Below are 25115 nucleotides of genomic sequence, written 5' to 3'. Positions count from 1 at the left end.
GTCAGATTATGGCAAAGCGGGTATTGAGGCGCGCTGGCTGCGGGAGGTCGGTGGCCCGCAATACGGTGGCACCATGACCCTCCCCACTGCACCCGCCGGCCACGCGCGCGCCACCGGCACCCCGCTCGTCCTGCTGCACGCCTTCCCGTTCTCCGCCCGGATGTGGGCCGCCCAGCTGGAGCGGCTCGCCGGTGCGGCGGGGGAGCTGGCCCGGGTGTTCGCCCCCGACCAGCGCGGCTTCGGGGCGGCTCCGCTCGGTGACGACGCCCCCTCGCTCGACCTGGTCGCCGACGACGTCGCCCGGCTGCTGGACGAGGCCGAGGTGGACCGCGCGGTGGTGGGCGGGCTGTCGATGGGCGGGTACGTCGCGATGGCCTTCGCCCGGCGCCACCCCGACCGGCTGTGCGGCCTGCTGCTCGCCGACACCAAGGCCGCCCCCGACACCGAACAGGCCCGTACCAACCGCGAGCGGATCGCCGCGGCCGTGCTGGCCCGGGACAGCGTACAACTGCTGGCGGAGGAGAAGGTGGCCGAGAGCCTGCTCGGTCCCGCGGCCGGTCCCGACCTGCTCGCCGAGGTCCGCGCGATGATCGCCGAGGCCTCCCCGCAGGCCGTCGCCTGGGCCCAGCGCGCGATGGCCGCCCGCGGCGACTCGCTGGAGGTGCTGGCGGTCGTCGACGTGCCGGCCGCCGTCATCGTCGGCGAGGCCGACGCCGTGACCCCGCTGGCCGAGGCGCGGATGATGGCCGAGGCGATGGCCGACGCCGAACTGACCGTCATCCCCGCGGTCGGCCACCTCAGCTCGCTGGAGGCACCCGAGACCTTCGACGCCGCGGTGCGCGCCCTGCTGCGACGGGTGCACGCCTGACCCGCGCCGGACAGCACGGTGGGCCCGTACCGTAATCGGTACGGGCCCACCGGGCACCGCGTCAGCGTCGGACCGCGCCAGGGATCAGCGGGACTGCTGGGCCGGCACGCCGAGGGCGTCGTCGGCCGGCAGGGTGGCGGCGGCCACGGCCGCGCCGGTCAGCGTGGCGAGCATCTCGCGCACGTTGGTGAGCTGGGCGTTGATCGAGTCACGACGGTTGGTGAGCGCCGCCAGCTCGCGCTCGGACTCGCTGCGGACCCGGTCGGCCTTGGCGTTGGCGTCGGCGACGATGTCCTCGGCCTGGCGCTGCGCGGTCTCCACGGTCTGGCGGGCGCGGCGCTCGGCGTCGGTGCGCAGCTTCTCCGCCTCCAGGCGGAGCTGCTCGGCCCGGTGCTCGATCTCGGCCAGCCGCTTCTCGGCCTTGGCCTGACGGGCCGCCAGGTCGCGCTCGGACTGCTCGCGGCGCTTGGCCAGGTTGGTCTCGAACTCCAGCGCGGCCTGGGCGGCCTTGGTGCGGGTCTCCTCGAAGAGGGCGTCCGCCTCCTCGCGCTTGTTCTGGGCGTCCTTGTTGGCCTCGGCGCGCAGCTGGGCGCTGTCGCTCTTGGCCTTGTCGACGATCCGCAGACCCTCGTCCTCGGCCTTGGCCTTGCGGTCCTTGGCGTAGTTCTCCGCCTCGGAACGGACCTGCTGGGCGGCCGCCTCGGCCAGCTCGCGGTGCTGCTCGGCGGCGCGGTGCGCCTCCTCGCGCAGGTCCTTGGCCTCCTCCTCGGCGAGCCGGAGGATCTTCTCCACCCGGGCGCCGAGACCGGCGTAGGACGGCTCCGCGTCGGCGACCTGCGCCTGGGCGCTCTGGGTCTCCAGGTGGAGCTCCTCGATGCGCTTCTCCAGCGCACCGATCCGGGCCAGCGCGCTGTCGCGATCGGCTACCAGCTTGGCGATCCGCTCGTCGACCTGGGCGCGCTCGTACCCACGGCGTACCAGGTCGAAGCCGTGCGGGGAGTGACTGTCGCTCATGGGATTTCTGGGCTTCCTGTCGTCGAACCGCTGAGGTGGTTGAGGGAATCCTGACACGTTACCGGAGTGTCATCGGCGAAATGCCGATGCTTCGCGGACAATGTCCGCTCAATCGGGTGGCGCCCCTCCGGAGCGATTGCCACCCGATCGGGGGGCACCGACTCCGGCGCCGGCCTTCGACGCCCCCTCACGAGCGACGGGCCCGGTACCTGCTCCGCGACCGCCGCCCTTACCGCTTCCCCCGCTTGCCTGGGCCACCGGTGACGGAGCCTCGAACGCCTCCAGTGCCGACAGCACGTCCTGGACCCGGGAGATCTCGGTGTTGATGTCCTTGCGCCGCCGGACCAGCTCGTCCAACTCCCGCTGACCCTCGTCGGTCACGCGCTCCGCCTCGGCCTTCGCCTCGGCGAGCACCCGCTCGGCCTCCTCCTCGGCCTGCCGCAGCTGCGCGTCGGCGTTCTCGTCGACCCGGCGCAGCCGCTTCTCGGCCTCGTCGGCGGCGGCCTCGATCCGCTGCTCCGCGTCCTCCTCGGCGGACTTCAGCTTCGCCTCGGCCTTCACGATCAGCGCCTCGGCCCGCGAGGTGGAGTCCGCCAGCTTCAGCTCGGCCTCCTTCAGCAGGCCCTCCGCCTTGCGGACGGCCGAGATCCGGACCTTGCCGGCCTCCGCGGAGGCCTCCGAGGTCAGCTCGGCGGCCCGCTTCTCGGCGGCCTCGACCAGCTCGGCGGCCCGCTCCTCGGCCTCGGCGACGGCGGCGACCGCCTGCTCCTCGGCCTCGGTCAGCTGCTCCTGGGCGGCCGTCACCAGTGCGTCCACCCGCTCGCCGGCCGACTTCATGGCCTGCGCGTTCTCCTTGCGGGCCCGCGCGTGCAGCGCCTCGATCTCGGCGTCCGTGCGCTCGCGCAGCTCCTCGGCGCGCTCGCGGATCGCGGTGGAGTCCCGGCGGGCCTCGGAGAGCAGCGCATCGGCGTCCGCCCTGGCCTTCTCGACTTCGGCCTGCCCGGCCGCCTCCCCGGCCGCGACCAGCCGCTCGGCCTCCTTGCGGGCCGCCGCCACCATCGCGTCGGCCTGCTCCTCGGCCGCGGCGGTGGTCGCCAGCGCGGTGGTCTGGGCGTCCTCGCCGAGCTGTTCGGCGTCGGCGAAGGCGCGCTCCAGCACGGACTTGGCCTGGTCCCGGGTGGCCTTGTCGAACTGCTCGGCCGCCTCCCGGGTGTCCCGGTCGTACTCCTCGGCGCGGGCCCGCGTGGAGCTGTCGAAGTCCTCCGCCAGCGTGCGGGTGGCCAGCGCGTACTCCTCCGCCTCGGCGCGCAGCGCCGCCGCGAACTCCTCCGCCTCGGCCAGCGCGGCCGCGGCCCGCTCCTCGGCCTCGGCGACGGCCCTGCGGGCCTGCTCCTCGGCGTCCGCCCGGCACTGCCCGGCGAAGTCCAGCGCGGACTGCCGCTCGGCCTCGGCCTCGGCGCGCAGCTCGGTGTCGTAGGCCTGCGCTCCGGTCCGCAGCTTGGTGTCGTACGCCTGTGCCTCGGCCCGCTCGCGGGCGATGGCGACGGCTGCGCGCTCCCGGTCCTCGGCCAGTTCGGCGGCGGTGGACTCGCGCAGCTCGGCGGCCTCGCGCTCGGCGGCGGACCTCAGCTCGGCGATCTGCTGGGACGCGGACTCGTGCAGCCCGGCCACCGACTGACGGACCTCGGAGGCCTCGTCCTCGGCCGCCGCGAGCAGCTCGGCGGCCTGCCGGGTGGCGGCCGCGGTCAGCTCCTCGGCCTCGGCGGCGGCGAGTTCACGCTGCTCGTCGGCGTCCCGGCGCAGCTCGGCCGCGCTCTCCCGGGCCTGCTCCAGCTCCCGGGTGCCCTCGGCGCGCAGCTGCTCGGCGGCGGCCCCGGCCTCGGCGCGGGCCGCCTGTGCGGCGCTCTCGGCCTCGGCCAGTTGCTCGGTGGCGGCGGCCTCGGCGGCGGCCAGCTCCCGCTCGGCGCGCTCGCGCAGCTCGGCGGCGTCCCGCTCGGCGGCGGCCCGCGCCTCGGCGGTCTCGGCGGCGGTGCGCTCGCGCAGCTCCGCGGTCTCGGCGGCGGTGCGCTCGGTGAGGGCGGCGGCCTCCGCGGCGGTGCGCTCGCGCAGCTCGTCCGTCTCCGCGACGGTCCGCTCGCGCAGTTCGGCGGCCTCGGTCTCGGCGCTCTCCCGGTCGGCCTTGGCGGCGGCCAGCAGCTCGCTCGTCTCGGTCTGCTCGCGGAGCAGGCCGGCGGCGGCCTCCTCGCGCTCGCGGCGGCTCTCCTCGCGCAGCGCCTGCGCGGCGGCCTCGGCCTCGGCGAGCTCCTCGCGGGCCCGGTTCCCGGTCTCGGTGCGGTGGCTCTCGGCCCAGGTGCGGGCCTCTTCGCGGGTGTCCTCGGCGGCGGCCTGGGCCTCCGCGCGCAGCTCGGTGTCGTACGCCTGGGCCTGGGCCTGCAGCGACTCGGCGGCGGCCAGCGCCTCGGCCCGCACCCGCTGGTCGAACTCGGCTGCCTCGCGCCGCAGTTCGGCGGTCTCCCGCTCGGCGGCGGCCCGGTTCTCGGCGGCGGCGGCCTTCGCGGCGGCCAGCGCCTCCTGGTGCTGCTGGGCGGCGGTGGCGGCGAGCTTCTCGGCCTCGGACCGGGCCCGGCCGAGCGTCTGCTCCGCGCGGGCCTGGGTCTCGGCGGCCTGCTCGGCGGCCTGCGCGCGCTGGCGCTCGACCTCGGCGGTCGCCCCGGCGCGCAGCTCGTCGGCGTCGGCCTTGGCCCGGGTCAGCAACTCCTCGGCGGTCTTGGCCGACTCCTCGACCTGCACCACGGCCTGGCGGCGGGCCTCGGCGCGGATCCGCTCGGCCTGGGCCTCGGCCTCGGCGCGCAGTTCCTCGGCCTCGGCGCGCAGCCGGGCGGCCTCCTCGTGCATCCGCTCCATCTGCTCGCGGACGGCGGCGGCGTCGTCCAGCGCGGCGTTCTGGGCCTGCTCGACGACGGCCTCGGCCTGCTCGCGCAGCCGCTGGGCCTCGGCGGCGGCCTCCGCGCGGACCCGCTCGGCCTCGGCGGCGGCCTCCGCGCGGGAGGCCTCGGTGTCCCGGGCGGCGCGGCCCAGGATGTCCTCGGCCTGCTTGGCGGCCTTGGCGAGCCGGACGGCGGCGTCCTTCGCGCCCTCGGCGCGGCCGCTCTCCTCGGCCTCGGCGCGCAGCTGCCCGGCGGCGGCCTCGGCCTCGGCGCGCAGGGCCGCGATCTCCCGTTCGGCCTCGGCCCGCAGCTCGGCGATGGCGGTCTCGGCCTCGGTGCGCAGCTGGGTGGCGACGCTCTCGGCGGCGCCGCGCAGCCGTTCGCTCTCCTCGGCGGCGGCGGCCTTGGCGGCCTCGGCCTCGGCCTGGGCGGTGGCGGCGGCGGACTTGATCAGGTCGGCCTCGCGGGTGGCGGCGGCGACCATCCGGGCGATCTCGGCCCGGGCGGTGAGCGAGCGCTGCTCGCTGGCGGCCTCCCCGTCGGCGACCTTCTGCTCGGCGGCGGCCTCGGCCTCGGCCTGCAGGCGCTGGGCGGCGGCCTCGGCCTGGATGCGCAGCTCGGTGGCCTCGCGGCGGGCCCGTTCGGCCTCCGCCTCGACCTCGGCGCGCAGCCGCTCTATCTCGGCCTGGGCCTGGGACAGGGCGGCGGCGGCGCGCTCCTGGTCGGCCTGGACCCGCTGCTTGAGGGCGGTGATCTCGGCCTGCGCGGCGGCGAGCTGCCGCTCGGCGGCGGCCTGGGCGCCGGCCAGCTGCTGCTGGGCCTGGTTGGCGGCGCTGCCGCGCATCTCCTCGGCGGCGGCGCTGGCCTGCTGGGCCTGCTCGGAGGCGGCCCGCAGCAGACGTTCGGCGTCGGTCTGGGCGCGCTGGAGGGCGGCCTCGGCGGCGGCGCGGGCCTCGCCGCGGGCGGCGTCGACGTCGGCGGCGGTCTGGGCCCGGGCCTGGTCGGCGAGGGCGGCGGCCTCCGCGCGGGCGGCGGCGACCATCCGCTCGGACTCGGCGCGGGCCTCCTGGAGCAGGCGCTGGGCCTCCTGCTCGGTGCCGGCCCTGGCCTGCTCGGCCCAGTTGACGTTCTCGTTGACGTGGCGCTCGGCGGAGCGGCGCAGCTCGGTGAGCTCGTCCTCCAGCTGGCGGCGCCGGGCGCCGAGCTCGGCCTCCAGCTGCGCGGTGCGCTCGGCGGCCTCGGCCATCAGCCGCTGGGTGGCGGCCTGCGACTCGCGGAACTGGCGTTCGGCGTCCGCGCGCAGCGCCTCGGCCTGCAGCTCGGCGTTGCGCAGGAGCTGTTCGGCCTGGCCGTTGACGGAGTCGAAGGCGCGCGGCTGAGCGAGCTGCCGTCGGGCCTCGTGCAGCTTGGCCCGGAGCACCTCCACCTGGTAGGCGAGGTCCTCGGCATGCTCGATGGTCTTGTCCCGCTCCTTGCGAGCCCGCTCCAACTCGGCCTCGAACTGGGAGAGGTGATCCTCAACCTCGTAGCGGTCGTAGCCCCGCACTCCGCGGTCCCATCCATCTCCTGGTCGCGTCCTCGACCCGGCCGGTCCAGTGGCCCCCGGAATTCCGGGGCCGGACCGGCTGGTCCTTGCAGCCGCGGCTGGTGCCACGGGTCGGAGCCGCCGTGCGGTGGTGCGCGACGGTGTCGCGCTCCGCCGTCCGGGTGGACTCCTGAGCGAACTCTTGCCTTGGGAGAATGGTGACAGATCCGAACTGCGACCGTTCAGCCGTGCCCGCGTAGTGGACTCCCCTGCAACGAGACGAGCCGTCGGATGATCAGCCCCACTCGCGCTCGGCCGTGCCCGCCGGACCGGTCCTCCCCGGAGCATTGGCGCACTTGGGCATTGTAGTGGGCGCGGCGCCGGGGGGAATGGGGGCACCTGTCTTTTCCGAAGTTACCGACGGGTCGGGCCCGAACCGGGTATATGCGGTCAGTGCTCCTGCGGCGCCGCCGAGGTCACCAGCTCGGTCAGCACCCCGCCGCAGTCCTTCGGGTGCAGGAAGGTGATCCGCGAGCCCATCGAGCCGATCCGCGGCTCGTCGTACAGCACCCGAACGCCCTTGGACCGGATGTCCGCGGCCTCGCCGTCGACGTCGGTGGTCCCGAACGCGATGTGGTGCACGCCCTCGCCGTTCTTGGCGAGCCACTTGGCGACCGTGGAGTCCTCGCGGGTGGGCTCCAGCAGCTGCAGGTACGAGGCGCCGCCGTCACCGGTGTCGTTGATCTTCAGCATCGCCTCGCGGACGCCCTGCTCCTCGTTCACCTCGGAGTGGAACACCTCGAAGCCGTAGGTGGCGCGGTAGAACTCCACGGTCCGGTCGAGGTCGAAGCAGGCGATTCCGATGTGGTCGATACGGGTCAGCATGACGGCCTCCGGGGGCACGGTCGGTCGGACGGGGCCACCAGTGCAGCGCATCGCGGCAGGCCGGCGCCACCACGCGGCGTGCGAGCCTGCTCACAATTCACTCGCCGCGACCTGACACGGTGTTGACTGGGCAGTGCCAGTGCCACTGATCACACCCTCGCGCCGGTGACGGCGGGGTTACACGTCAGTACATTGAGCCGCATCCCCACACCCTCTCCTGGCCATGACGCGCGAAGGAGCTCGTCCCATGACTACCTCAGTGATCGTCGCGGGTGCCCGCACCCCGATGGGCCGGCTGCTCGGCTCGCTCAAGGGCTTCTCCGGCGCCGAACTCGGCGGCTTCGCCATCAAGGCCGCGCTGGAGCGGGCGGGCGTGACCGGCGAGCAGGTGCAGTACGTGATCATGGGCCAGGTGCTCCAGGCCGGAGCCGGCCAGATCCCGGCCCGCCAGGCCGCCATCAAGGCCGGCATCCCGATGAATGTCCCGGCGCTGACCATCAACAAGGTCTGCCTCTCCGGTCTCGACGCCATCGCGCTGGCCGACCAGCTGATCAGGGCCGGCGAGTTCGACATCGTGGTGGCCGGCGGCCAGGAGTCCATGACCAACGCCCCGCACCTGCTGCCCAAGTCCCGCGAGGGCTACAAGTACGGCGCGGTCGAGCTGCTGGACGCCATGGCGTACGACGGCCTGACCGACGCCTACGAGAACATCCCGATGGGCGAGTCCACCGAGAAGCACAACACCCGCCTCGGCATCGGCCGCGAGGTGCAGGACCACCTCGCCGCGCTCTCCCACCAGCGCGCCGCCGCCGCCCAGAAGAACGGCGTCTTCGAGGCCGAGATCGTCCCGGTCGAGATCCCGCAGCGCAAGGGCGACCCGGTGCTGTTCGCCCAGGACGAGGGCATCCGCGGCGACACCACGGCCGAGACCCTGGCCAAGCTGCGCCCGGCCTTCACCAAGGACGGCACCATCACCGCCGGCACCTCCTCGCAGATCTCCGACGGCGCCGCCGCCGTGGTCGTGATGAGCAAGGCCAAGGCCGAGGAGCTGGGCCTGAGCTGGATCGCCGAGATCGGCGCCCACGGCAACGTGGCCGGCCCGGACAACTCGCTGCAGTCGCAGCCGTCCAACGCGATCAAGCACGCGCTCTCCAAGGAGGGCCTGGAGGTCGCCGACCTCGACCTGGTCGAGATCAACGAGGCCTTCGCGGCCGTCGCCCACCAGTCGATGAAGGACCTCGGCATCACCGAGGAGAAGGTCAACGTCAACGGCGGCGCGATCGCGCTCGGCCACCCGATCGGGATGTCCGGCGCCCGCGTGGTGCTGCACCTGGCGCTGGAGCTGCAGCGCCGCGGCGGCGGCGTCGGCGCGGCCGCGCTGTGCGGCGGCGGCGGCCAGGGCGACGCCCTGATCGTCCGGGTGCCCAAGGCCTGAGCGGCCGGCCGACACTGACACCGGGGCTGCTCGCCGGGACGACACCGTCCCGGCGGGCAGTCCCGTTCCCGATCGAGGAGCACGCTGATGGTCGATGTCGCCACGCTGGTCGAGCAGGCCAGGGAGGGCCGGCCGCGGGCCGTCGCCCGGCTGATCACGCTGGTGGAGAACGCCGCCCCGCAGTTGCGCGAGGTGATGGCCGCGCTGACCCCGTACACCGGGCAGGCCTACACGGTCGGGCTGACCGGTTCGCCGGGGGTCGGCAAGTCCACCTCGACCTCCGCGCTGGTCTCCGCGTACCGGCGGCTCGGCAAGCGGGTCGGGGTGCTGGCCGTCGACCCGTCCTCGCCGTTCTCCGGCGGGGCGCTGCTCGGTGACCGGGTCCGGATGCAGGACCACGCCACCGACCCGGAGGTGTTCATCCGCTCCATGGCCACCCGCGGCCACCTCGGCGGACTGTCCTGGGCGGCCCCGCAGGCGCTGCGGGTGCTGGACGGGGCCGGCTGCGAGGTGATCCTGGTGGAGACGGTCGGCGTCGGCCAGTCCGAGGTGGAGATCGCCGCCCAGGCCGACACCACGGTCGTCCTGCTGGCACCCGGGATGGGGGACGGCATCCAGGCCGCCAAGGCCGGGATCCTGGAGATCGGCGACGTGTTCGTGGTCAACAAGGCCGACCGCGACGGCGCCGACGCCACCGCCCGCGAGCTCAACCACATGCTCGGCCTCGGCGAGTCCCGCGAGCCGGGGGACTGGCGCCCGCCGATCGTCAAGACGGTCGCCGCCCGCGGCGAGGGCATGGACGAGGTGGTCGAGGCGCTGGAGAAGCACCGCGCCTGGCTGGAGGCCAGCGGCGAACTGGCGGCCCGGCGCCGCCGCCGCGCCGCCGACGAGGTGCAGGCCATCGCGCTGGCCGCGCTGCGGGCCCGGATCGGCGACCTGCGCGGCGACCGGCGGCTCTCGGCGCTGGCCGAGCGGGTCGCCGCGGGCGAACTCGACCCGTACGGCGCGGCCGACCAGCTGGTCGCCGACCTGACGGGCGCCTGAGCGCCGGGCCGCAGGACCGGGCCGGGCCCCGGCCCGGTCAGCCCCGGCCGCGGAGGTTGCGCAGGTGCTCGGCGACGGGCGCCAGCGCCTGGTACATCGCGTCGATCTGCTCCGGTGTGAAGCGGTCGACGAAGTGCTGCCGGACGCTGCGGACGTGGTCCGGGGCGACCTTCTGCATGGTGTCCCAGCCGAGCTCGGTGAGGTTGGCGTAGAGGCCGCGGCGGTCGCCGGGACACTCCTGGCGCAGGACCAGGCCGGCTGCCTCCATCCTGGTGATCTGGTGCGAGAGCCGGCTCTTGGACTGGAGGGTCGCGGTGGCCAGGTCGGTCATCCGCATCCGCCGGTCCGGGGCCTCGGAGAGCACCACCAGGATCTCGTAGTCGTTGATGGCGAGGTTGTGCGGCTGCAGTTCCCGGCCGAGCTGGTAGTCGAGGAGCTTGCTGACCTCCAGATGGGCACGCCAGAACCGCTGCTCCGCGGCGGTGAGCCAGGGGGTCTCCGCCTCGGACTCGGAGGCGGAGACCGCCGGCGCTTCGGTCAGGTTCGTTTCCATGGCGCCAGCATAACCCGGATTGTTAAAAGTTGTACAATGTAGCACGGGCCGGTCGGCCGTGGCTCAGAGCCCGAACCGGCGGCCCAGGTCGCCGAGGTTGCCGAGGCCCGGGATGTTCACGTTCGGCAGCTGCTGCTGCCCGTGCCCGCCCGGCTGCTGGTGCGGCACGCCGCTGCCGGGTACGCCGGCCTCCGCGTGCACCACGCCCACCGAGCGCTCGGCCATCAGCGTCTCGGTCGACTGCAGCAGCACCTGCCCGGCCCCGATGAACTCGAACTGGTGCTCCTCGCCGGAGGCGCCGCCGAGCCCGGTCAGGTGGCGCAGGCCGCCGATCAGACCGTGCATGTAGCCGTGGTCGTAGTGGTGGCACGGAGCGGGGCAGTCCGCCCAGCCGACCAGCGCCTGCGGGTCGACCCGGATCGGCGGCTCGACGAAGTGCACCGGCCCGTTGGAGGCCGCCACGAACTTGCCGGTGCCGATCAGCGTGAGGAAGCCCGGGATGATCGACTGCTTCAGCTTCAGGGTCGGCTCGAAGGCCAGCAGGTTGCCCGAGCGGACCGTCAGGTTGCCGTTCTCCAGGTCGTAGGAGTTCAGGTCGAACGCCCGGTCGGCCAGCAGCAGCTTGCCGCGGCCCTCGGCGACCACCCAGTCCGAGGCGTGCAGCGGGGAGTTGAAGTTCCGCTCCAGCATCTGGTCGATCACCCCGCGGCCGATGCCCGAGAAGCGCATGTCGCCGTAGTAGGCGATCATCTTGCCCTTCTGCAGGTAGTACGCGCCGTTGAGGTCCACCGAGAAGGCGTACGGGTTGACGTTGTCGTTCACCGGCAGGGTGTGCGCGTCGTGCACGGTCGGGCCCTCGGTGCCCGGCGCGGCGTACGGCAGCGGGGCGCCGTACGCGCCCTGCGGCGGCTGGCCGTAGGGCTGCTGCGGCGGCGGGGCGCCGTAGGGCTGGCCGGGCATGGCGGCCTGGGTCTGCTGGTACGCCTGGTCGTAGCCCTGCTGCGGGTACGGCGGCTGCCCCGGCTGCGGCTGGCCGTACGGCTGCGGCGGCTGGCCGTAGGGCTGCTGGGGCGGGTACGGCTGCTGGCCGTACGGGGGCTGCGGCGGGTAGGACATCAGAGCTTCTCCTCGCTCGCCTGCACGTACACCACGCCGTGGCCGGACAGCTCCAGCTGGAACGCCTCGCCCGAGCCGCGGCCCACCATGTCGCGCCAGCCCAGCGCGCTGGACAGCTTGTTGGTCACCTGGCCGCGGTGCGCGACGTACGCCTGCGGGTCGACGTGCACCGGCTGGCCGGGGCCGATCGGCAGCTCGAACACGCCGCCGTGCGCCATCACGGCGACCGAGCCGTGGCCGTCGAGCTTGGTGGTGAACAGGCCCTGGCCGGTCACCTGGCCGCGGACGATGCCCATCACGCCGCCCTGCTGGCCCATGAACATGGTCGACTGCTGCAGCGAGCCGTCGAACGCGAGCAGCCGGTCGGCCTCCACGTAGAGGGTGTCGCCGGTCAGGTCGATCACCTGGACGTTGTGGCCGCCGTGGCCGAACATCACCTTGCCGTGGCCCTCGACGGTCATCAGCGGGGTGTCCTCGTTGGCCACCCGGCGGCCGATCATCGAAATCACACCGCCCTGGCCGCCCATCACGTTGGGCGTGAAGGAGACCTCGCCGGTGTACGCGAGCATGGCGCCGCGCTGGCTGAAGACCTTCTGGCCGGGCAGCAGCTGAGCCTCGACCATCTTGTTGTTGATCTTGTTGAACGGCATCAGACGTCACCCCCGAAGGTCATCTTCTCGGAGGGCTGCACGTAGACCAGGCCCTCGCCGGCGAACTCCACCTGCATCGCCTCGCCGCCGCCCTCGCCGATCAGCGTGGTCCAGCCCGCACCCGACTTCAGGCTGCGGTTGAGGTTTCCGGTGTGCGCGATGTACGCGCCCGGGTCGACCCGCAGCGGGGTGCCCTGGGTCACCCGCAGGATGATCGCCGGACCGCGGGAGGTGAGCGCCGCCCAGCCGTGTCCCTCCACCTTGGTGGTGAACAGGCCGTTGCCGGACGCCATCCCGTTGAGGCCGGTGAAGCTGGTGCCGGTGTGCAGGGTCGCCTCGGTGCAGAGCAGGTTCTCGGCCTCGACGTAGAGCGTCTCGCCGTTCAACCGCACCAGGTTGACCTCGCTGGCCTTGTCGGCGAAGAAGCAGGTGCCCTGCCCCTTCACCTCCATCACCACCATCTGTTCACCGGTCAGCCTGCGGGTGACCATGCCCCGCAGCCCGTCGCCGCCACCGGAGAGCTTCTTGAAGCCCATCTGCCCGGTGTAGGCGACCATCGTCCCGTTACGTGCTTTGACGGTGTCGCCCGTCATGTCGACGGCGAGCACCTTGGACCCTTGGAGTCGAAACTGTGCCACCGGGCGAATGTAACGGCAGCGGGCCCCCTGCGGGGAGAGGGCTCGGGGCATTCGGTACCCAGCTGCGACAGAAGGCGGCGCTATGCCCGGATTTGTCCGGGTGATCAGGCCTTGACAGGCACCGCACCGGCCGACTGCTCGACCTCCAGCAGCGAGGCCGAGTGCCGCTCGGCCTCGAAGGCGGCGTGCCCGCCGCGCAGCCCGAACAGCCGCTTGGAGAGCAGGATCCACAGCACCGCGACGACGTTGAGCAGCAGCGTGCAGATCTTCAGCACGCTGATGTGCTGGGTCAGCTCGTAGACCTCGATCGGCAGGAAGGCGGCGGTGGCGACCACGGCCAGGTACTCCGCCCAGCGCCGGTTCATCCACAGGCCGACCGCCTCGACGATCTCGATCACGGCGTAGGCCACCAGACCGGCCGCCAGCAGCAGCAGCGTCCGGTGCTCGTGGCCGAACGCCTTGCGGACGGTGTCCACCACCGGCGAGTGCTCCAGGTCCCAGTGGAAGTGGTCGGCCACCGGCCGGAAGACGGTCAGGTTCTCGTCGAAGATCCGCTGGACCGCGTCCTGGCTGTTGGAGAACTTCCACACCGCCCACGCCGCGACCAGCACCAGCAGTCCGCGCAGCCCCCGCTCGACCGCCAGGAAGCGCAGGATGAACAGGTCCCGCAGCGCCCGGCCGCGCGGCACCAGCGGCGCGTCCTCGGCCGGGCCCGCGCCGTGCGGCTCGCCCAGCGCGAAGTCGCCGCAGCGCAGGCAGCGCCAGGCGTCGCCGAGCGCGGTGTGCGCGCGCAGCCGCTCGCGCAGCTCCGGCTCGGTCGGCGCGTACGTGGTGTGGCCGCGCCGGGAGCAGGTCCGGCGGTCCCAGTCGAGCGTGAACATCTGGCAGTGGCCCCCGTATCCGTGGCGGGCCTGTCCGTCAGACCGCGCGCCAGCAGGATAGGGGGGACGGGGGCCCGGACCCGAGCCGGCCACGCGATCCGTGGCCCGGCTGTGACGAAGGCCGCGCCGCCGGCCGGCGGCGGGACCCGCCCGGGGACCGGGCGTGCGGTCGGTGATAATGGGTGGCGGCTTGTGCGTCGGTTCACAAGCGCCCCGCCCCGTCGGCACGTCGACCGCCCCGTGAGGAACCCACCGTGAAGAGCAGCGCCGTCCACCGCCTGCGCCTTGTCTCCGGCCCCGAGGGCCTGTCCTTCATCCTGCTGCTGGTCTGCTCGGTGCTCAAGCGCACCACCAGCTTCAACGCCGTGCCGGTGATGGGCATGGTGCACGGCGTGCTGTTCATCCTCTACCTGGTGTTCCTGGCGCTCGCCTGGCAGAAGCAGCGCTGGGACGCCAAGCGCGGCATCGTGCTGTTCGTGCTCTCGGTGCTGCCCACCGGCGGGTTCTTCGCCGAGCGGATGCTGGCCAAGGAGGAGCGCGGCGAGGCCCCGGCCGCTCAGCGGCAGGCGCCGGCCGCGGCCTGAGACCGCCACCGGGAATTGGCGCAGCGGCCGGGTCCTCCCTGATGGAGATCCCGGCCGCCGCGGGTATGCGGGGCGCCGTCGGCGTCAGTTGACGTTGACGGCCTTCCAGGCCGCCGCCACCGCGTTGTACTCGGTGGAGGCCGCGCCGTACAGGTCCTTGGCCGCGTTCAGGGTCGCGGTGCGGGCGGCCTTGTAGTTGGTGGTCGACGTCATGTAGACGGTCAGCGCCCGGTACCAGATCTTGGCGGCCTTGTCCCGGCCGATGCCGGTGACGGCGGTGCCGGTGTAGGTCGGGCTGTTGTAGCTGACGCCGTTGATCACCTTCGCGCCGCTGCCCTCGGACAGCAGGTAGAAGAAGTGGTTGGCGACGCCGGACGAGTAGTGGACGTCCTTGTTGCCGACGGTGGAGGACCAGTAGTCGGCGGAGGCGCCGTCCTTGGAGGGCTTGTCCATGTACCGCAGCGGGGTGCCGTTGCCGTTCAGGTTGAGCCGCTCGCCGATCAGGTAGTCCGGGGTGTCGGTGGGCAGGTTGGCGTAGAACTCGACCATGGTGCCGAAGATGTCGCTGGTGGCCTCGTTGAGGCCGCCGGACTCGCCCGAGTAGTTCAGGCCCGCGGTGGCGGAGGTCACGCCGTGGGTCATCTCGTGGCCGGCCACGTCGATGGCGGTCAGCGGGTGGGTGTTCCCGGAGCCGTCGCCGTAGGTCATGCAGAAGCAGCCGTCGTCCCAGAACGCGTTCACGTAGTTGGTGCCGTAGTGCACCTTGCTGTACGCGCCGACGCCGTTGTTCTTGATGCCGTTGCGCCCGTGCACGTTCTTGTAGTAGTCCCAGGTGGTGGCCGCGCCGAACTGGGCGTCCACGGCGGCCGACTGGCCGTTGGAGGCCTGGCCGTTGCCCCAGATGTTGTCGGCGTCCGTGTAGAGGGTGCCGTTCTTGTCGACGGTGTACATCCCGCCGCGGGTGTTGTCCTTCAGCTGGTAGGTGCTGCCGGTGTAGTTGGTGGTCAGCGTCACCGTGCCGTCGAACACGCCGTAACCGGTGCCGGTGGCGTTGGAGGTGTGGATCTGCTCGTCGCTGGAGAGCAGCTCTCCGGTGGCGGCGTCGGTGACCAGCAGCTGGCTGCTCGGGGTGCCGTCGGCGCGGATGCCCCCGACGGTGGTCCGGTAGGCGAGGCGCGGGGTGCCGGAGGCGGCCCAGACCACCAGCTGGGCGGTGCCGGCCCGGCCGGCCGAGGCGAGCGCGGGCTCGTCGGCGTCCCTGGCGGTCCCGACGGTGGCCTGCACCGCGCCGGCCGCGGCCGCGGAGGCCTGGGCGGCGGTGAGCTTCGGGCTGAGCGTGGCGGGGGCGACCGAGCCCTGGACGGCGCGGTCGACGGACTTCACGGTGCCCTTGGCGTCCTGGTGGACCACCAGGTCGCCGCCGAGCACCGGCAGGCCGCCGAAGGTGCGCTCGTAGCGCAGGTGGCGGGTGCCGTCGGCGTCGACGACGGCGTCCTTGGCGACCAGCTTCTCCTGGGAGCCGAGGCCGAGGGCCTTGGCGGCGGCGGGCGCCTGGGCGTCGGCCTGCGCGATCAGCGTGGCCCGCTGCTGGGCGGCCACCGGTGCGGGGGAGGCCTCGGCCAGGCCGGCACCGACCTGGATCGCGCTGGCCAGGATCGCCGAGGCGGAGAGGACGGCGCCGACTGTCAGCTTTCGCTTCACGTGCGGATTCCTTCCGGATCAACCGCGTGTGCGCGGTCGCGCCTCGTTCCGGGGCACCGGGGTTAGTGCCAGCGGGGCGGAACGGACGCTGACGTGCTGCTCCGTGCGGTCAGGGGCGTCCACCGGGGGTGGGGGTGGCGGACCGCCCCGACGGGGCTGGGCATTAGCATGACAATTCAGTTCGTCAAATGACAGGTCTGCGGTAACAATTGGCAGAATCCGATCGGCCCCGCGGTGGCCGGCACCCGGCGATACCGGACGCACCGCGGGCGGCGCGGCGGCCGGGCCTCCCCTCCGGAGGGCCCGGCAGCCGCGCGTCCTTGGGCCGGTCCTGGCGTCGCGTCAGTTGACGTTGACGCCGGACCAGGCAGCCGCGACCGCCTTGTACTCGGTGGAGGTCGCGCCGTACAGGTCCTTGGCCGCGTTCAGGGTCGCGGTCCGAGCGGCCTTGTAGTTGGTGGTGGAGGTCATGTAGACGGTCAGCGCGCGGTAGTAGATCGCCGCCGCCTTGTCCCGGCCGATGCCGGTGACCGTGGAGCCGTTGGAGGTCGGGCTGTTGTAGCTGACGCCGTTGATGGTCTTGGCGCCGCTGCCCTCCGCGAGCAGGTAGAAGAAGTGGTTGCCGACGCCCGAGGAGTAGTGGACGTCCTTGTTGCCGACGGTGGAGGACCAGTAGTCCGCCGAGCCGCCGTCCTTGGAGGGCTTGTCCATGTAGCGCAGCGGGGTGCCGTCGCCGTTGATGTTGATCAGCTCGCCGATCAGGTAGTCCGGCTTGTCGCTGGGCAGGTTGGCGGAGAACTCGACCATGGTGCCGAAGATGTCGCTGGTGGCTTCGTTGAGGCCGCCGGACTCACCGGAGTAGTTCAGGCCCGCGGTGTTGGCGGTGACGCCGTGCGTCATCTCGTGGCCCGACACGTCCAGCTCGGTCAGCGGGTGGCTGTTGCCGTCACCGTCGCCGTACGTCATGCAGAAGCAGGAGTCGTCCCAGAACGCGTTCACGTAGTTCTTGCCGTAGTGCACCCGGCTGTACGCGCCGACGCCGTCGCCGCGGATGCCGAGCCGGCCGAACGAGTTCTTGTAGTAGTCCCAGGTCGCGGCCGCGCCGAACTGGGCGTCCACGGCGGCGGACTGGGTGTTGGAGGCGGCGCCGGTGCCCCAGGCGTTGTCGGCGTCGGTGTAGAGGGTGCCCTTGCCGGAGGTCTTGTTGGCCAGGTTGGTGGTGTACATCCCGCCGCGGCCGGCGTCCTTCAGCTGGTACGTCGAACCCGACTGGGTGGTGGTCAGCGGCACGCTGCCGACGAACACGCCCTTGCCGGTGCCGGCCGCGGTCTGCACCTGCTCGTGGCTGGACAGCACCTCGCCGGTGGCGGCGTCGGTGACCAGCAGCTGGCTGCTCGGGGTGCCGTCGGCGCGCAGGCCCTTGACGGTGGTCTGGTAGGCCAGGCGCGGGGTGCCGGAGGTGGCCCAGACCACCAGTCGGGCGCCGCTCGGGGCCTCGACCGAGACCAGCGCGGGCTCGTCCGCGTCCTTGGTGATCCCGACGGTGGCCTGCACCGCGCCGGCGGCCTTCCCGGCCGCCTGCTCGGCGGAGAGCTTCGGGGTGGCGGTCGCGGGGGCGACCGAGCCCTGGACGGCGCGGTCGACCGACGTCACCGCACCCTTGGCGTCCTGGTGCACGACCACGTCGCCGCCGAGCACCGGCAGGCCGCCCAGGGTGCGCTCGTAGCGCAGGTGGCGGGCGCCGTCCGCGTCGACGACGGCGTCCTTGGCGACCAGCTTCTCCTGGGCGCCGAGACCGAGGGCCTTGGCCGCGGCGGGCGCCTGGGCGTCGGCCAGGGCGATCAGGTCGGCGCGCTGGCCGGCGGCCGGGAGCCCGAAGGCGGTCACCGGCGCGGCCTGGGCGACGCCCGCGCTGACCTGGATCACGCCGGCGAGCAGCGCAGAGGCAGAGAGAACGGCTCCGACTGTCAGCTTTCGCTTCACGTACGGATTCCTTCCGGATCAACCGCGAGTGCGCGGTCGCGCCTCGCTCCGGGGCACCGGACCTGGTGCCTGCTGGGGCGGAACGGACGCTGACGTGCTGCTCCGTGCGGTCAGGGGCATTCGCCGGGGTGGGGGTGGCGATGCTCCAACGGGGCTGGCCAGAAGCATGACAATCAAGCTGATCAAATGACAGGTCTGCAGCAAGAGTTGGCCATGTCCCGCCAGCTCAGACCGCCGGCGCGATCGCGCGGCGGCTGCCCGTCGGACCGGTCAAATGCGGGCAAAGAGCCGTCCTGGGCAGGGGTTTCGGCCCGAACAGTGGCTGAACAGCAGTCGAATTCCGGCAACTCCGTTGACAGAACTGAATATTGCCCGAATATAAACAGCTTTGAATGGGCTGGTTCGGACCAGGAAATTGCTGGCGTGATCCCGCCAAGGGTCGGTCTTGTCCACCATCGTGGACACCTGCTACCCGGCCGCCCGGCCGCCGGTACGGTGGGACGGTGGCCAAGCCCCTCGCACTCGACTTCGACCCGATCGCCCGCGCCGACGAGCTCTGGAAGCGCCGGTGGGGAAGCGTCCCCGCCATGTCGGCGATCACCTCGGTGATGCGCGCGCACCAGATCCTGCTGTCCCGGGTGGACGCGGTGGTGAAACCGTACGGGCTGACCTTCGCCCGCTACGAGGCGCTGGTGCTGCTCACCTTCAGCCGGACCGGGGAGCTCTCGCTCTCCAAGATCGGCGAGCGGCTGATGGTCCACCCCACCAGCGTCACCAACACCGTCGACCGCCTGGAGCGGGCCGGCCTGGTCGCCCGCCGCCCCAATCCGCTGGACGGCCGCGGCGTGCTCGCCTCGATCACCGCGCGCGGCCGCGAGGTGGTGGAGGAGGCCACCCGGGAGCTGATGGCCGTCGACTTCGGCCTGGAGGGGTACGACGAGGACCAGTGCCACCAGGTGTTCGACCTGCTGCGGCCGCTGCGGGTGCGGGCCGGCGACTTCGCCGACCCCGAGCAGGCCTGAGCGCCGCAGCCGCGCACGGGGGTCCGTGCGGGTGTCCGTGCGGGGGCCCGGACGGGGGCGGCCGTGAAGGCGGCTACCCTCGATGCAGCGGTGTGCGGACTCCCGGCGCGCCGCCCGATCAGGCCGAGCGAGGTAGGAAGAACATGAAGGCGACCCCCCTGCTGGGCTGGTACCGGGCCCTGGCGATCGCGACCGGTGTGGCGCTGCTGGTGTTCTGCGGCTTCATGGTGGCGAAGTACGGCTTCTCCACCGCCGAGGACGCCACCACCTACGTGGCGATGCTGCACGGCTACCTCTACATCGGGTACTTCGTGGTGACCTTCCTGCTCGGGCAGAAGCTCCGCTGGCCGCTCGGCCGCCTGGTCTTCACGCTGGCCGCCGGCTGCATCCCGTTCGCCTCCTTCGTGGCGGAGCGCCGGGTGGTCCGCGAGGCCGCCGGCAGCCTGCCCGCCGACGAGGCCCGGCAGCCCGCCGGGGTCTGATCCGTCTGCTCCTCGGGGCGCGCCTCCCGCCGGTCGGGGGGCGCGCCCTTCTCGTGCTCCGGGACCGGCCCGGCCCCCGTTCGGGGCCTTCGGCGGGTCGGGCATCGACAGATACTAGGACGTCCGAGTACTTTGGAACGGCGTCCCACCGGACGTCCTACTGGCCGATCCGCCCCGAGACCCCGGGCGGCCGCACGGAGTGGAGTTCGCAGTCATGGACGCCGACGAGATCGAGGCCGGCCGCCAGCGCTGGCAGCAGCGCTACGACAAGGCCCGCAAGCGCGACGCGGACTTCACCACCCTGAGCGGCGACGAGGTCGAACCGGTCTACGGCCCGGCCGCCGGCCTGCCGTACGAGGGGTTCGAGCGGATCGGCTGGCCCGGCGAGTACCCGTTCACCCGCGGCCTGCACCCCACCGGCTACCGCGGCCGCACCTGGACCATCCGGCAGTTCGCCGGCTTCGGCAACGCCGAGCAGACCAACGAGCGCTACCGGATGATCCTGGAGGCCGGCGGCGGCGGCCTCTCGGTCGCCTTCGACATGCCCACCCTGATGGGCTACGACTCCGACGACGGCCGCTCGCTCGGCGAGGTCGGCCACTGCGGCGTCGCCATCGACTCGGCCGCCGACATGGACATCCTGTTCCGCGGCATCCCGCTCGGCGAGGTCACCACCTCGATGACCATCAGCGGGCCGGCGGTGCCGGTCTTCTGCATGTACCTGGTCGCGGCCGAACGCCAGGGCACCGACCCCGGCGTGCTCAACGGCACCCTGCAGACCGACATCTTCAAGGAGTACATCGCCCAGAAGGAGTGGCTGTTCGCCCCCGAGCCGCACCTGCGGCTGATCGGCGACCTGATGGAGTACTGCCAGGCCAACATCCCGGCGTACAAGCCGCTCTCGGTCTCCGGCTACCACATCCGCGAGGCCGGGGCGACGGCCGCGCAGGAGCTGGCGTACACCCTCGCGGACGGCTTCGGCTACGTCGAGCTCGGCCTCTCCCGCGGCATGGACGTGGACGACTTCGCGTCCGGGCTGTCCTTCTTCTTCGACGCCCACCTGGACTTCTTCGAGGAGATCGCCAAGTTCCGGGCCGCCCGGCGGATCTGGGCCCGCTGGATGCGCGACCACTTCGGCGCCAAGACCGACAAGGCGCAGTGGCTGCGCTTCCACACCCAGACCGCAGGGGTGTCGCTCACCGCGCAGCAGCCGTACAACAACGTGGTGCGCACCGCCGTCGAGGCCCTGTCCGCGGTGCTCGGCGGCACCAACTCGCTGCACACCAACGCCCTCGACGAGACCCTGGCACTGCCCTCCGAACAGGCCGCGGAGATCGCCCTGCGGACCCAGCAGGTGCTCATGGAGGAGACCGGCGTCACCAACGTCGCGGACCCGCTCGGCGGCTCCTGGTACGTCGAGGCGCTCACCGACCGGATCGAGGCGCAGGCCGAGGAGATCTTCCAGCGGATCCTCGACAAGGGCCGCGCCGACCACCCGATCGGGCCGATCACCTCCGGCATCCTGCGCGGCATCGAGGAGGGGTACTTCACCGGCGAGATCGCCGAGGCCGCCTTCCAGTACCAGCGCTCGCTGGAGAAGGGCGACAAGCGGGTCGTCGGCGTCAACTGCCACCCTGGCAGCGTCACCAAGGAACTGGAGATCCTCCGGGTCAGCCACGAGGTCGAACGCGAGCAGGTCCGGGTGCTCGGCACCCGCAAGGCCGCCCGCGACGACGCCGCCGTCAAGGCCGGCCTCGCCGACATGCTCGCCGCGGCCCGCTCGGGCGAGAACATGATCCCCCCGATGCTGCGCGCGGTACGGGCCGAGGCGACCCTGGGCGAGATCTGCCACGCCCTCCGCGACGAGTGGGGCATCTACCGCGAGAACGCCTCCTTCTGACCACGGGAAGCGTCGTCGGGGGGTCCATCAGGGGCGCGGGGAACTGCGCGAGGGCGGGAGGGCACTGGGCTTCAGGCGGCGTCGGACGGTTCCATGCGGGGCCGTTCCGGGCTGTGGGGTCCGTGCCCTCCCACCGCGCGCAGTTCCTCGCGCCCCCGGCTGTACGCCGCGTCTTTCAGGGGCGACGGGGTGTTCCTCAGGGGCGCGGGGCTGCGTGAGGGCGGGAGGAGACCAGGCTGTAGACGGCTTCGGACGGTTCCATGCGGGGCCGTTCCGGGCTGTGAGGCCCGTACCCTCCCACCGCGCGCAGTTCCTCGCGTCCCCGCCGTACGCCGCGTTCTCAAGGGCGCTGGGGTGTTCTTCAGGGGCGCGGGGAACTGCGCGAGGGCGGGAGGAGACCGGGCTGTAGACGGCGTCGGACGGTTCCATGCGGGGCCGTTCCGGGCTGTGGGGTCCGTGCCCTCCCGCTGCGCGCAGTTCCTCGCGTCCCTGAAGGATGCCCGTGCCCCGGTGTGTCAGGGGTGGGGGGTCTCGGCGAGGGCTGCGGTGAGGCCGGGGAGGGGGCTGAGGAGGAGGGTGGTGAAGCGGCGGATCCAGGCGGGGCTGATCGGCTCGCCGCTGACCAGCATCCGGTGCTCCACCGTCCCCGCGATGGTGTCGAAGATGATGTCGATCTCCTCGCAGGCGGTGTCCTCGTCCCGGTCGGGGTCGAGTTCGCCGCGGGCCTGAGCGTTGGCCCGCCCGAGCTGCACCAGGTGCTTCTGCGGGTCGACGATCCGTTCCCGGATCCGCCGCCGCAGCTGCGGGTCCCGGCTGCCCTCGGCGAACAGCGCGAGCAGCGCGGCCTGTGTCTCCGGCCGGGCGAGCAGGTCCGCGAACTGCGCGACCACGGCTTCGATGTCGGCCTGCAGGCTGCCGAGGTCGGCGATCTCCAGTTCGTCGAAGAGGCTCGCGACGGCGTCCACCACCAACTCGTTCTTGGAGGGCCAGCGCCGGTAGAGGGTGGTCTTGGCGACGCCCGCGCGGGTGGCGACGTGCCCCATGGTGAGCCCGCCCCAGCCGATCTCGGCGAGGGCGGCCCGGGTGGCGTCGAGGATGGCCCGGTCGGCGGTGGCGCTGCGCGGCCGTCCCTTGCCGCGGCTGGGCACGTCGACGGCCGCCTCGTCCGTGGGGGAGGCGGGAGCCGTGGCGGCCTGCTGCGGGGTGGTGGGCTGCGGGGTGGTGGGGGCCACCGAGCCTCCTTGCGTCGTGCGGTCTACCGAGCGCGTTCTACCGATAAGTAACTTTTCGGGACTGCCACCGTAGCGACCGTCCGCGGGGGCCCGCAGCGGGGTGGGCCGGGAAAGTGGGGCAGCTCACGTCGGTACGGGCCGAGGGGGACTTGCGGGACCGGCCCGGGTTGCAGATACGCTACGACTCGTAGCGAAAGAGCGACAACCACGCGCCCCGGCCCACGGGATCGGGCGGGCGCGGGTGCGGGTGGGGATCCGCACCGGTACGCACGGCTACACGGGATGAGCAGGAGCCCGCAGCGCGGCGGGCGGCAGGGGCGGGGACGGTTCGGCACGTTCTTTCCGGGCGGTTGGCGCCCGTCATCCGCGTCGACGGGGGAGGATGGTGCCATGCAGTCACGGAATTCGCGTCTCAACAGCTCCGCCCTGCGCGGCGCGGTCGACCTCGCCGCCGTCAAGGCCGCCGGCGAGGCAGCTCAGAAGGCCGAGCAGGCCAGGGCCGAGCGGGCCCGTCAGGCCGCCGCCTCCGGGGTCGACCCCGTCGCGCCGGCGTTCCCGCTGGTCATCGATGTCACCGAGGAGACCTTCGAGACGGAGGTCGTCCAGCGGTCGGCCGAAGTACCGGTGGTGATCGACTTCTGGGCCGAGTGGTGCGGCCCGTGCAAGCAGCTGAGTCCGATCCTGGAGCGACTGGCCGAGGAGTACGCCGGCCGGATCGTGCTCGCCAAGATCGACGTGGATGCCAACCAGCTGATCGCCCAGCAGTTCGGCATCCAGGGCATCCCCGCCGTGATGGCGGTGGTGGCCGGCCAGCTCGTCCCGCTGTTCCAGGGCGCCGAGAACGAGGCCAACGTCCGGAAGATCATCGACCAGCTGATCGCCGTCGCCGAGCAGCGCTTCGGCATCGTCGGCGGCCAGGCCGGCGGGCCGGGCCCGGACGGCGGGTCCGAGGCAGCCGAAGGCGCGGCCGCACCGCGGGTGCCGGCCGATCCGGCGCTGGAGGCGGCGCACGACGCGCTGGACCGCGGTGACCTGGGCGGCGCCATCCAGGCGTACCAGAACGTGCTCGCCGACCGGCCCGGCCATGTCGAGGCCAAGCTGGGTCTGGCCCAGGCGCAGCTGCTGCGCCGGGTGGAGACCATGGACCCGCAGGCGGTCCGGGCGGCGGCCGCGGCCGATCCGAAGGACGTCGCCGCGCAGCTGGAGGCGGCCGACCTGGACCTGGTGGGCGGTCATGTCGAGGACGCGTTCGGGCGGCTGGTGTCGACCGTGGCGCGGACCTTCGGCGAGGACCGGGACACCGTCCGGCTGCGGCTGCTGGAGCTGTTCGAGGTGATCGGCGCGGAGGACCCGAGGGTGGCCGCGGCGCGTACCGCACTGGCCCGCGTGCTGTTCTGACGACGGCTCCGGTGGCACGGCGGATGACCTGCGGTGTCGCCGGTGATTTGGCGACATTCCCGCCGCACCCGCAGAGCTTTATCAAATCTTGACAGAACCCCTCCCCGGTGACCACAGGTGACCGGGGAGGGGTGTTTCATTCCTGTTTCGTGCGGATTTCTGCGCCACAAATTCTCCAGAATGTCACTCTGGGTAGTCGCGCCTTCGATTCCACGATCATCGGCACCTGTTGTTGGATTACCCGTCAGTAACGCACCCCTTGTGCTTCGCCCGGGATTCAAGCAGCATCGGCGACGCCCGGTCCCTCATCCGAGGGATCCCCACCGGGCAGCCGCCGGCCCCGGCCGGTGTCTGGAGGACAGGGGGGTAGCCGCAGATCCCACACCGCGGCTCCTGGCCTCATGTCGGTCGCGCAGCCCGTGCGGCCGTCGGTTGTCGCTCGGGGGTGATCGCCGAGACCGTCCCCCAGGGCGGTCGGGCGCTCTCCGTTACCGAGGACGTAGCTCTCTCCCATCCCGGGCCGGGCCAGTGCGGGACGCACCGGATCCAGGCCGGAGATGTACGTCCTAGAAGGAGGACTGCATGTCCCAGACTTTCGGCAAGACGCGCTGGCGTCGCTTCGCCGTCGTGATGGTCCCCAGCATCGCCGCGACCGCCGCCATCGGTGTCAGCCTGGCCAACAGCGCCCTGGCTGCCTCGTTCAGCGTGTCGGGCCAGAGCTTCAAGGTCACCGCTGCCGACCTGGACGGCACCGGCTTCTCGCAGTTCGGCGGTGTCGACTTCGAGGCCAACGGCACGCCGCACCCGGTCGCCATCTCGTCGTTCGACCACGCCACCATCAAGGGCCTGTGCCAGTCGGTCGTCACCGACCTCGGCCCGCTCGGCAAGTGGACCCTGGTGCTGAACGCCGGCAACGGCGACAAGGCGGTCGACGCCAAGCAGCTGCTGATCGACCTGAACCAGCTCAACGCGGACGCCGAGTTCACCAACATCAACATCGGCCAGGACGCGTCCACCCTCCCGTCCGGTGACGGCACCGCGCTCGGCAAGCTGAAGGCCTCGGGCGGCAAGCTGCCGACCGGCGCCCAGGGCTTCGCCCAGGCCGCGGACCGGGCGCACCTGAGCGGCGTGCAGCAGACCGCCTGGGCGACCTCGGCGGGCACGTTCACGCTGAACGGCCTGAAGCTCAACATCAACAAGGGCTCCGGCGCCGGCGTCGAGTGCTACTAAGCCCCTCCTGACGGTGCGCCGGCCCGGCGCACCGTCCTGACGGGCCC

General features: G+C 72.6%; 20 protein-coding genes. 9 read left to right on the top strand and 11 right to left on the bottom strand.

Translation table 11 applies throughout. From position 1 onward, the window contains the following. Positions 1-73: 73 nt before the first annotated feature. Positions 74-868, top strand: a complete 795-nt coding sequence (locus tag AB0D08_RS02960; RefSeq protein ID WP_359886058.1) for an alpha/beta hydrolase — start codon at positions 74-76, stop codon at positions 866-868. An 84-nt stretch (positions 869-952) separates the two neighbouring features. Here the strand turns inward: AB0D08_RS02960 and AB0D08_RS02955 are convergent, their stop codons facing one another. From AB0D08_RS02955 to mce, 3 genes are all read right to left on the bottom strand, one after another. Beyond that, positions 953-1882 (bottom strand): cellulose-binding protein, encoded by a 930-nt coding sequence (locus AB0D08_RS02955; RefSeq protein WP_033824091.1) that lies wholly within the window; start codon positions 1880-1882, stop codon positions 953-955. A 108-nt stretch (positions 1883-1990) separates the two neighbouring features. Continuing rightward, positions 1991-6355, bottom strand: a complete 4365-nt coding sequence (locus tag AB0D08_RS02950) for a hypothetical protein (RefSeq protein WP_359886057.1) — start codon at positions 6353-6355, stop codon at positions 1991-1993. A 429-nt stretch (positions 6356-6784) separates the two neighbouring features. Then, positions 6785-7219: a methylmalonyl-CoA epimerase gene (gene mce / locus AB0D08_RS02945; RefSeq protein ID WP_033824092.1), complete on the bottom strand. Its 435-nt coding sequence runs from the start codon at positions 7217-7219 to the stop codon at positions 6785-6787. A gap of 247 nt (positions 7220-7466) precedes the next feature. Here mce and AB0D08_RS02940 point away from each other — a divergent pair, with 247 nt between their 5' ends. Together AB0D08_RS02940 and meaB are read left to right on the top strand one after the other, a co-directional pair. Further along, positions 7467-8654, top strand: coding sequence for an acetyl-CoA C-acetyltransferase (locus AB0D08_RS02940; RefSeq protein ID WP_149038523.1), 1188 nt, complete (start codon positions 7467-7469; stop codon positions 8652-8654). 87 nt (positions 8655-8741) lie between these two features. Beyond that, a complete protein-coding gene (gene meaB / locus AB0D08_RS02935) occupies positions 8742-9698 on the top strand; it encodes a methylmalonyl Co-A mutase-associated GTPase MeaB (RefSeq protein ID WP_033824094.1) in 957 nt (318 codons plus the stop codon). Between the two features lie 37 nt (positions 9699-9735). Here the strand turns inward: meaB and AB0D08_RS02930 are convergent, their stop codons facing one another. The 5 genes from AB0D08_RS02930 to AB0D08_RS02910 all read right to left on the bottom strand — a co-directional run bounded on the left by AB0D08_RS02930 (position 9736) and on the right by AB0D08_RS02910 (position 13536). Continuing rightward, on the bottom strand, positions 9736-10251 hold the full coding sequence (locus AB0D08_RS02930) for a MarR family transcriptional regulator (RefSeq protein ID WP_051813932.1): 516 nt from the start codon (positions 10249-10251) through the stop codon (positions 9736-9738). A 63-nt stretch (positions 10252-10314) separates the two neighbouring features. Then, entirely contained in the window at positions 10315-11133 is an 819-nt protein-coding gene (locus AB0D08_RS02925) for an AIM24 family protein (protein ID WP_033824115.1), read from the bottom strand. Between the two features lie 233 nt (positions 11134-11366). Continuing rightward, positions 11367-12017, bottom strand: coding sequence for an AIM24 family protein (locus tag AB0D08_RS02920; protein ID WP_359886056.1), 651 nt, complete (start codon positions 12015-12017; stop codon positions 11367-11369). Further along, positions 12017-12655: an AIM24 family protein gene (locus tag AB0D08_RS02915; RefSeq protein ID WP_033824096.1), complete on the bottom strand. Its 639-nt coding sequence runs from the start codon at positions 12653-12655 to the stop codon at positions 12017-12019. The genes AB0D08_RS02920 and AB0D08_RS02915 overlap by 1 nt, the downstream gene beginning before the upstream one ends. 104 nt (positions 12656-12759) lie before the next feature. Beyond that, a complete protein-coding gene (locus AB0D08_RS02910) occupies positions 12760-13536 on the bottom strand; it encodes a DUF2127 domain-containing protein (RefSeq protein ID WP_359886055.1) in 777 nt (258 codons plus the stop codon). Between the two features lie 254 nt (positions 13537-13790). Here AB0D08_RS02910 and AB0D08_RS02905 point away from each other — a divergent pair, with 254 nt between their 5' ends. Then, on the top strand, positions 13791-14120 hold the full coding sequence (locus tag AB0D08_RS02905) for a DUF3817 domain-containing protein (RefSeq protein WP_033824099.1): 330 nt from the start codon (positions 13791-13793) through the stop codon (positions 14118-14120). Positions 14121-14204: 84 nt separating this feature from the next. Here the strand turns inward: AB0D08_RS02905 and AB0D08_RS02900 are convergent, their stop codons facing one another. Together AB0D08_RS02900 and AB0D08_RS02895 are read right to left on the bottom strand one after the other, a co-directional pair. Further along, complete coding sequence (locus AB0D08_RS02900; protein ID WP_359886054.1) at positions 14205-15821, bottom strand: M4 family metallopeptidase; 1617 nt, start codon at positions 15819-15821, stop codon at positions 14205-14207. Positions 15822-16163: 342 nt separating this feature from the next. Beyond that, entirely contained in the window at positions 16164-17804 is a 1641-nt protein-coding gene (locus AB0D08_RS02895) for a M4 family metallopeptidase (protein ID WP_359886053.1), read from the bottom strand. A gap of 503 nt (positions 17805-18307) precedes the next feature. Here AB0D08_RS02895 and AB0D08_RS02890 point away from each other — a divergent pair. From AB0D08_RS02890 to AB0D08_RS02880, 3 genes are all read left to right on the top strand, one after another. After that, on the top strand, positions 18308-18826 hold the full coding sequence (locus tag AB0D08_RS02890; RefSeq protein WP_033824102.1) for a MarR family transcriptional regulator: 519 nt from the start codon (positions 18308-18310) through the stop codon (positions 18824-18826). Between the two features lie 143 nt (positions 18827-18969). Further along, positions 18970-19308, top strand: a complete 339-nt coding sequence (locus tag AB0D08_RS02885; RefSeq protein WP_033824103.1) for a DUF3817 domain-containing protein — start codon at positions 18970-18972, stop codon at positions 19306-19308. 214 nt (positions 19309-19522) lie between these two features. Continuing rightward, the gene (locus AB0D08_RS02880) at positions 19523-21208 is read left to right on the top strand and encodes a methylmalonyl-CoA mutase family protein (RefSeq protein WP_033824104.1); all 1686 of its coding nucleotides are present in this window, start codon (positions 19523-19525) and stop codon (positions 21206-21208) included. A 515-nt stretch (positions 21209-21723) separates the two neighbouring features. Here AB0D08_RS02880 and AB0D08_RS02875 read toward each other — a convergent pair. Next, positions 21724-22356 (bottom strand): TetR/AcrR family transcriptional regulator, encoded by a 633-nt coding sequence (locus tag AB0D08_RS02875; RefSeq protein WP_359886086.1) that lies wholly within the window; start codon positions 22354-22356, stop codon positions 21724-21726. Between the two features lie 474 nt (positions 22357-22830). On the opposite strand from AB0D08_RS02875, the gene trxA reads away from it, so the two are divergent. Together trxA and AB0D08_RS02865 are read left to right on the top strand one after the other, a co-directional pair. After that, complete coding sequence (gene trxA / locus AB0D08_RS02870; protein ID WP_033824105.1) at positions 22831-23838, top strand: thioredoxin; 1008 nt, start codon at positions 22831-22833, stop codon at positions 23836-23838. Between the two features lie 582 nt (positions 23839-24420). Next, complete coding sequence (locus AB0D08_RS02865) at positions 24421-25068, top strand: DUF6230 family protein (protein ID WP_033824106.1); 648 nt, start codon at positions 24421-24423, stop codon at positions 25066-25068. Positions 25069-25115 lie beyond the last annotated feature (47 nt).

This window comes from Kitasatospora sp. NPDC048540, assembly GCF_040651175.1.
Lineage (GTDB): Bacteria > Actinomycetota > Actinomycetes > Streptomycetales > Streptomycetaceae > Kitasatospora.
Note: the sequence above shows the minus strand (reverse complement) of the source record. Positions and strands in the feature narration are given on the sequence as shown.

Excerpts from the sequence above, each read along its gene's own strand:
- AB0D08_RS02865 (WP_033824106.1), top strand. The coding sequence starts at position 24,421 with ATGTCCCAGACTTTCGGCAAGACGCGCTGGCGTCGCTTCGCCGTCGTG.
- AB0D08_RS02880 (WP_033824104.1), top strand. The coding sequence starts at position 19,523 with ATGGACGCCGACGAGATCGAGGCCGGCCGCCAGCGCTGGCAGCAGCGC.
- AB0D08_RS02930 (WP_051813932.1), bottom strand. The coding sequence starts at position 10,251 with ATGGAAACGAACCTGACCGAAGCGCCGGCGGTCTCCGCCTCCGAGTCC.
- AB0D08_RS02960 (WP_359886058.1), top strand. The coding sequence starts at position 74 with ATGACCCTCCCCACTGCACCCGCCGGCCACGCGCGCGCCACCGGCACC.
- AB0D08_RS02885 (WP_033824103.1), top strand. The coding sequence starts at position 18,970 with ATGAAGGCGACCCCCCTGCTGGGCTGGTACCGGGCCCTGGCGATCGCG.
- mce (WP_033824092.1), bottom strand. The coding sequence starts at position 7,219 with ATGCTGACCCGTATCGACCACATCGGAATCGCCTGCTTCGACCTCGAC.
- meaB (WP_033824094.1), top strand. The coding sequence starts at position 8,742 with ATGGTCGATGTCGCCACGCTGGTCGAGCAGGCCAGGGAGGGCCGGCCG.
- AB0D08_RS02955 (WP_033824091.1), bottom strand. The coding sequence starts at position 1,882 with ATGAGCGACAGTCACTCCCCGCACGGCTTCGACCTGGTACGCCGTGGG.
- AB0D08_RS02910 (WP_359886055.1), bottom strand. The coding sequence starts at position 13,536 with ATGTTCACGCTCGACTGGGACCGCCGGACCTGCTCCCGGCGCGGCCAC.
- AB0D08_RS02920 (WP_359886056.1), bottom strand. The coding sequence starts at position 12,017 with ATGCCGTTCAACAAGATCAACAACAAGATGGTCGAGGCTCAGCTGCTG.
- trxA (WP_033824105.1), top strand. The coding sequence starts at position 22,831 with ATGCAGTCACGGAATTCGCGTCTCAACAGCTCCGCCCTGCGCGGCGCG.
- AB0D08_RS02940 (WP_149038523.1), top strand. The coding sequence starts at position 7,467 with ATGACTACCTCAGTGATCGTCGCGGGTGCCCGCACCCCGATGGGCCGG.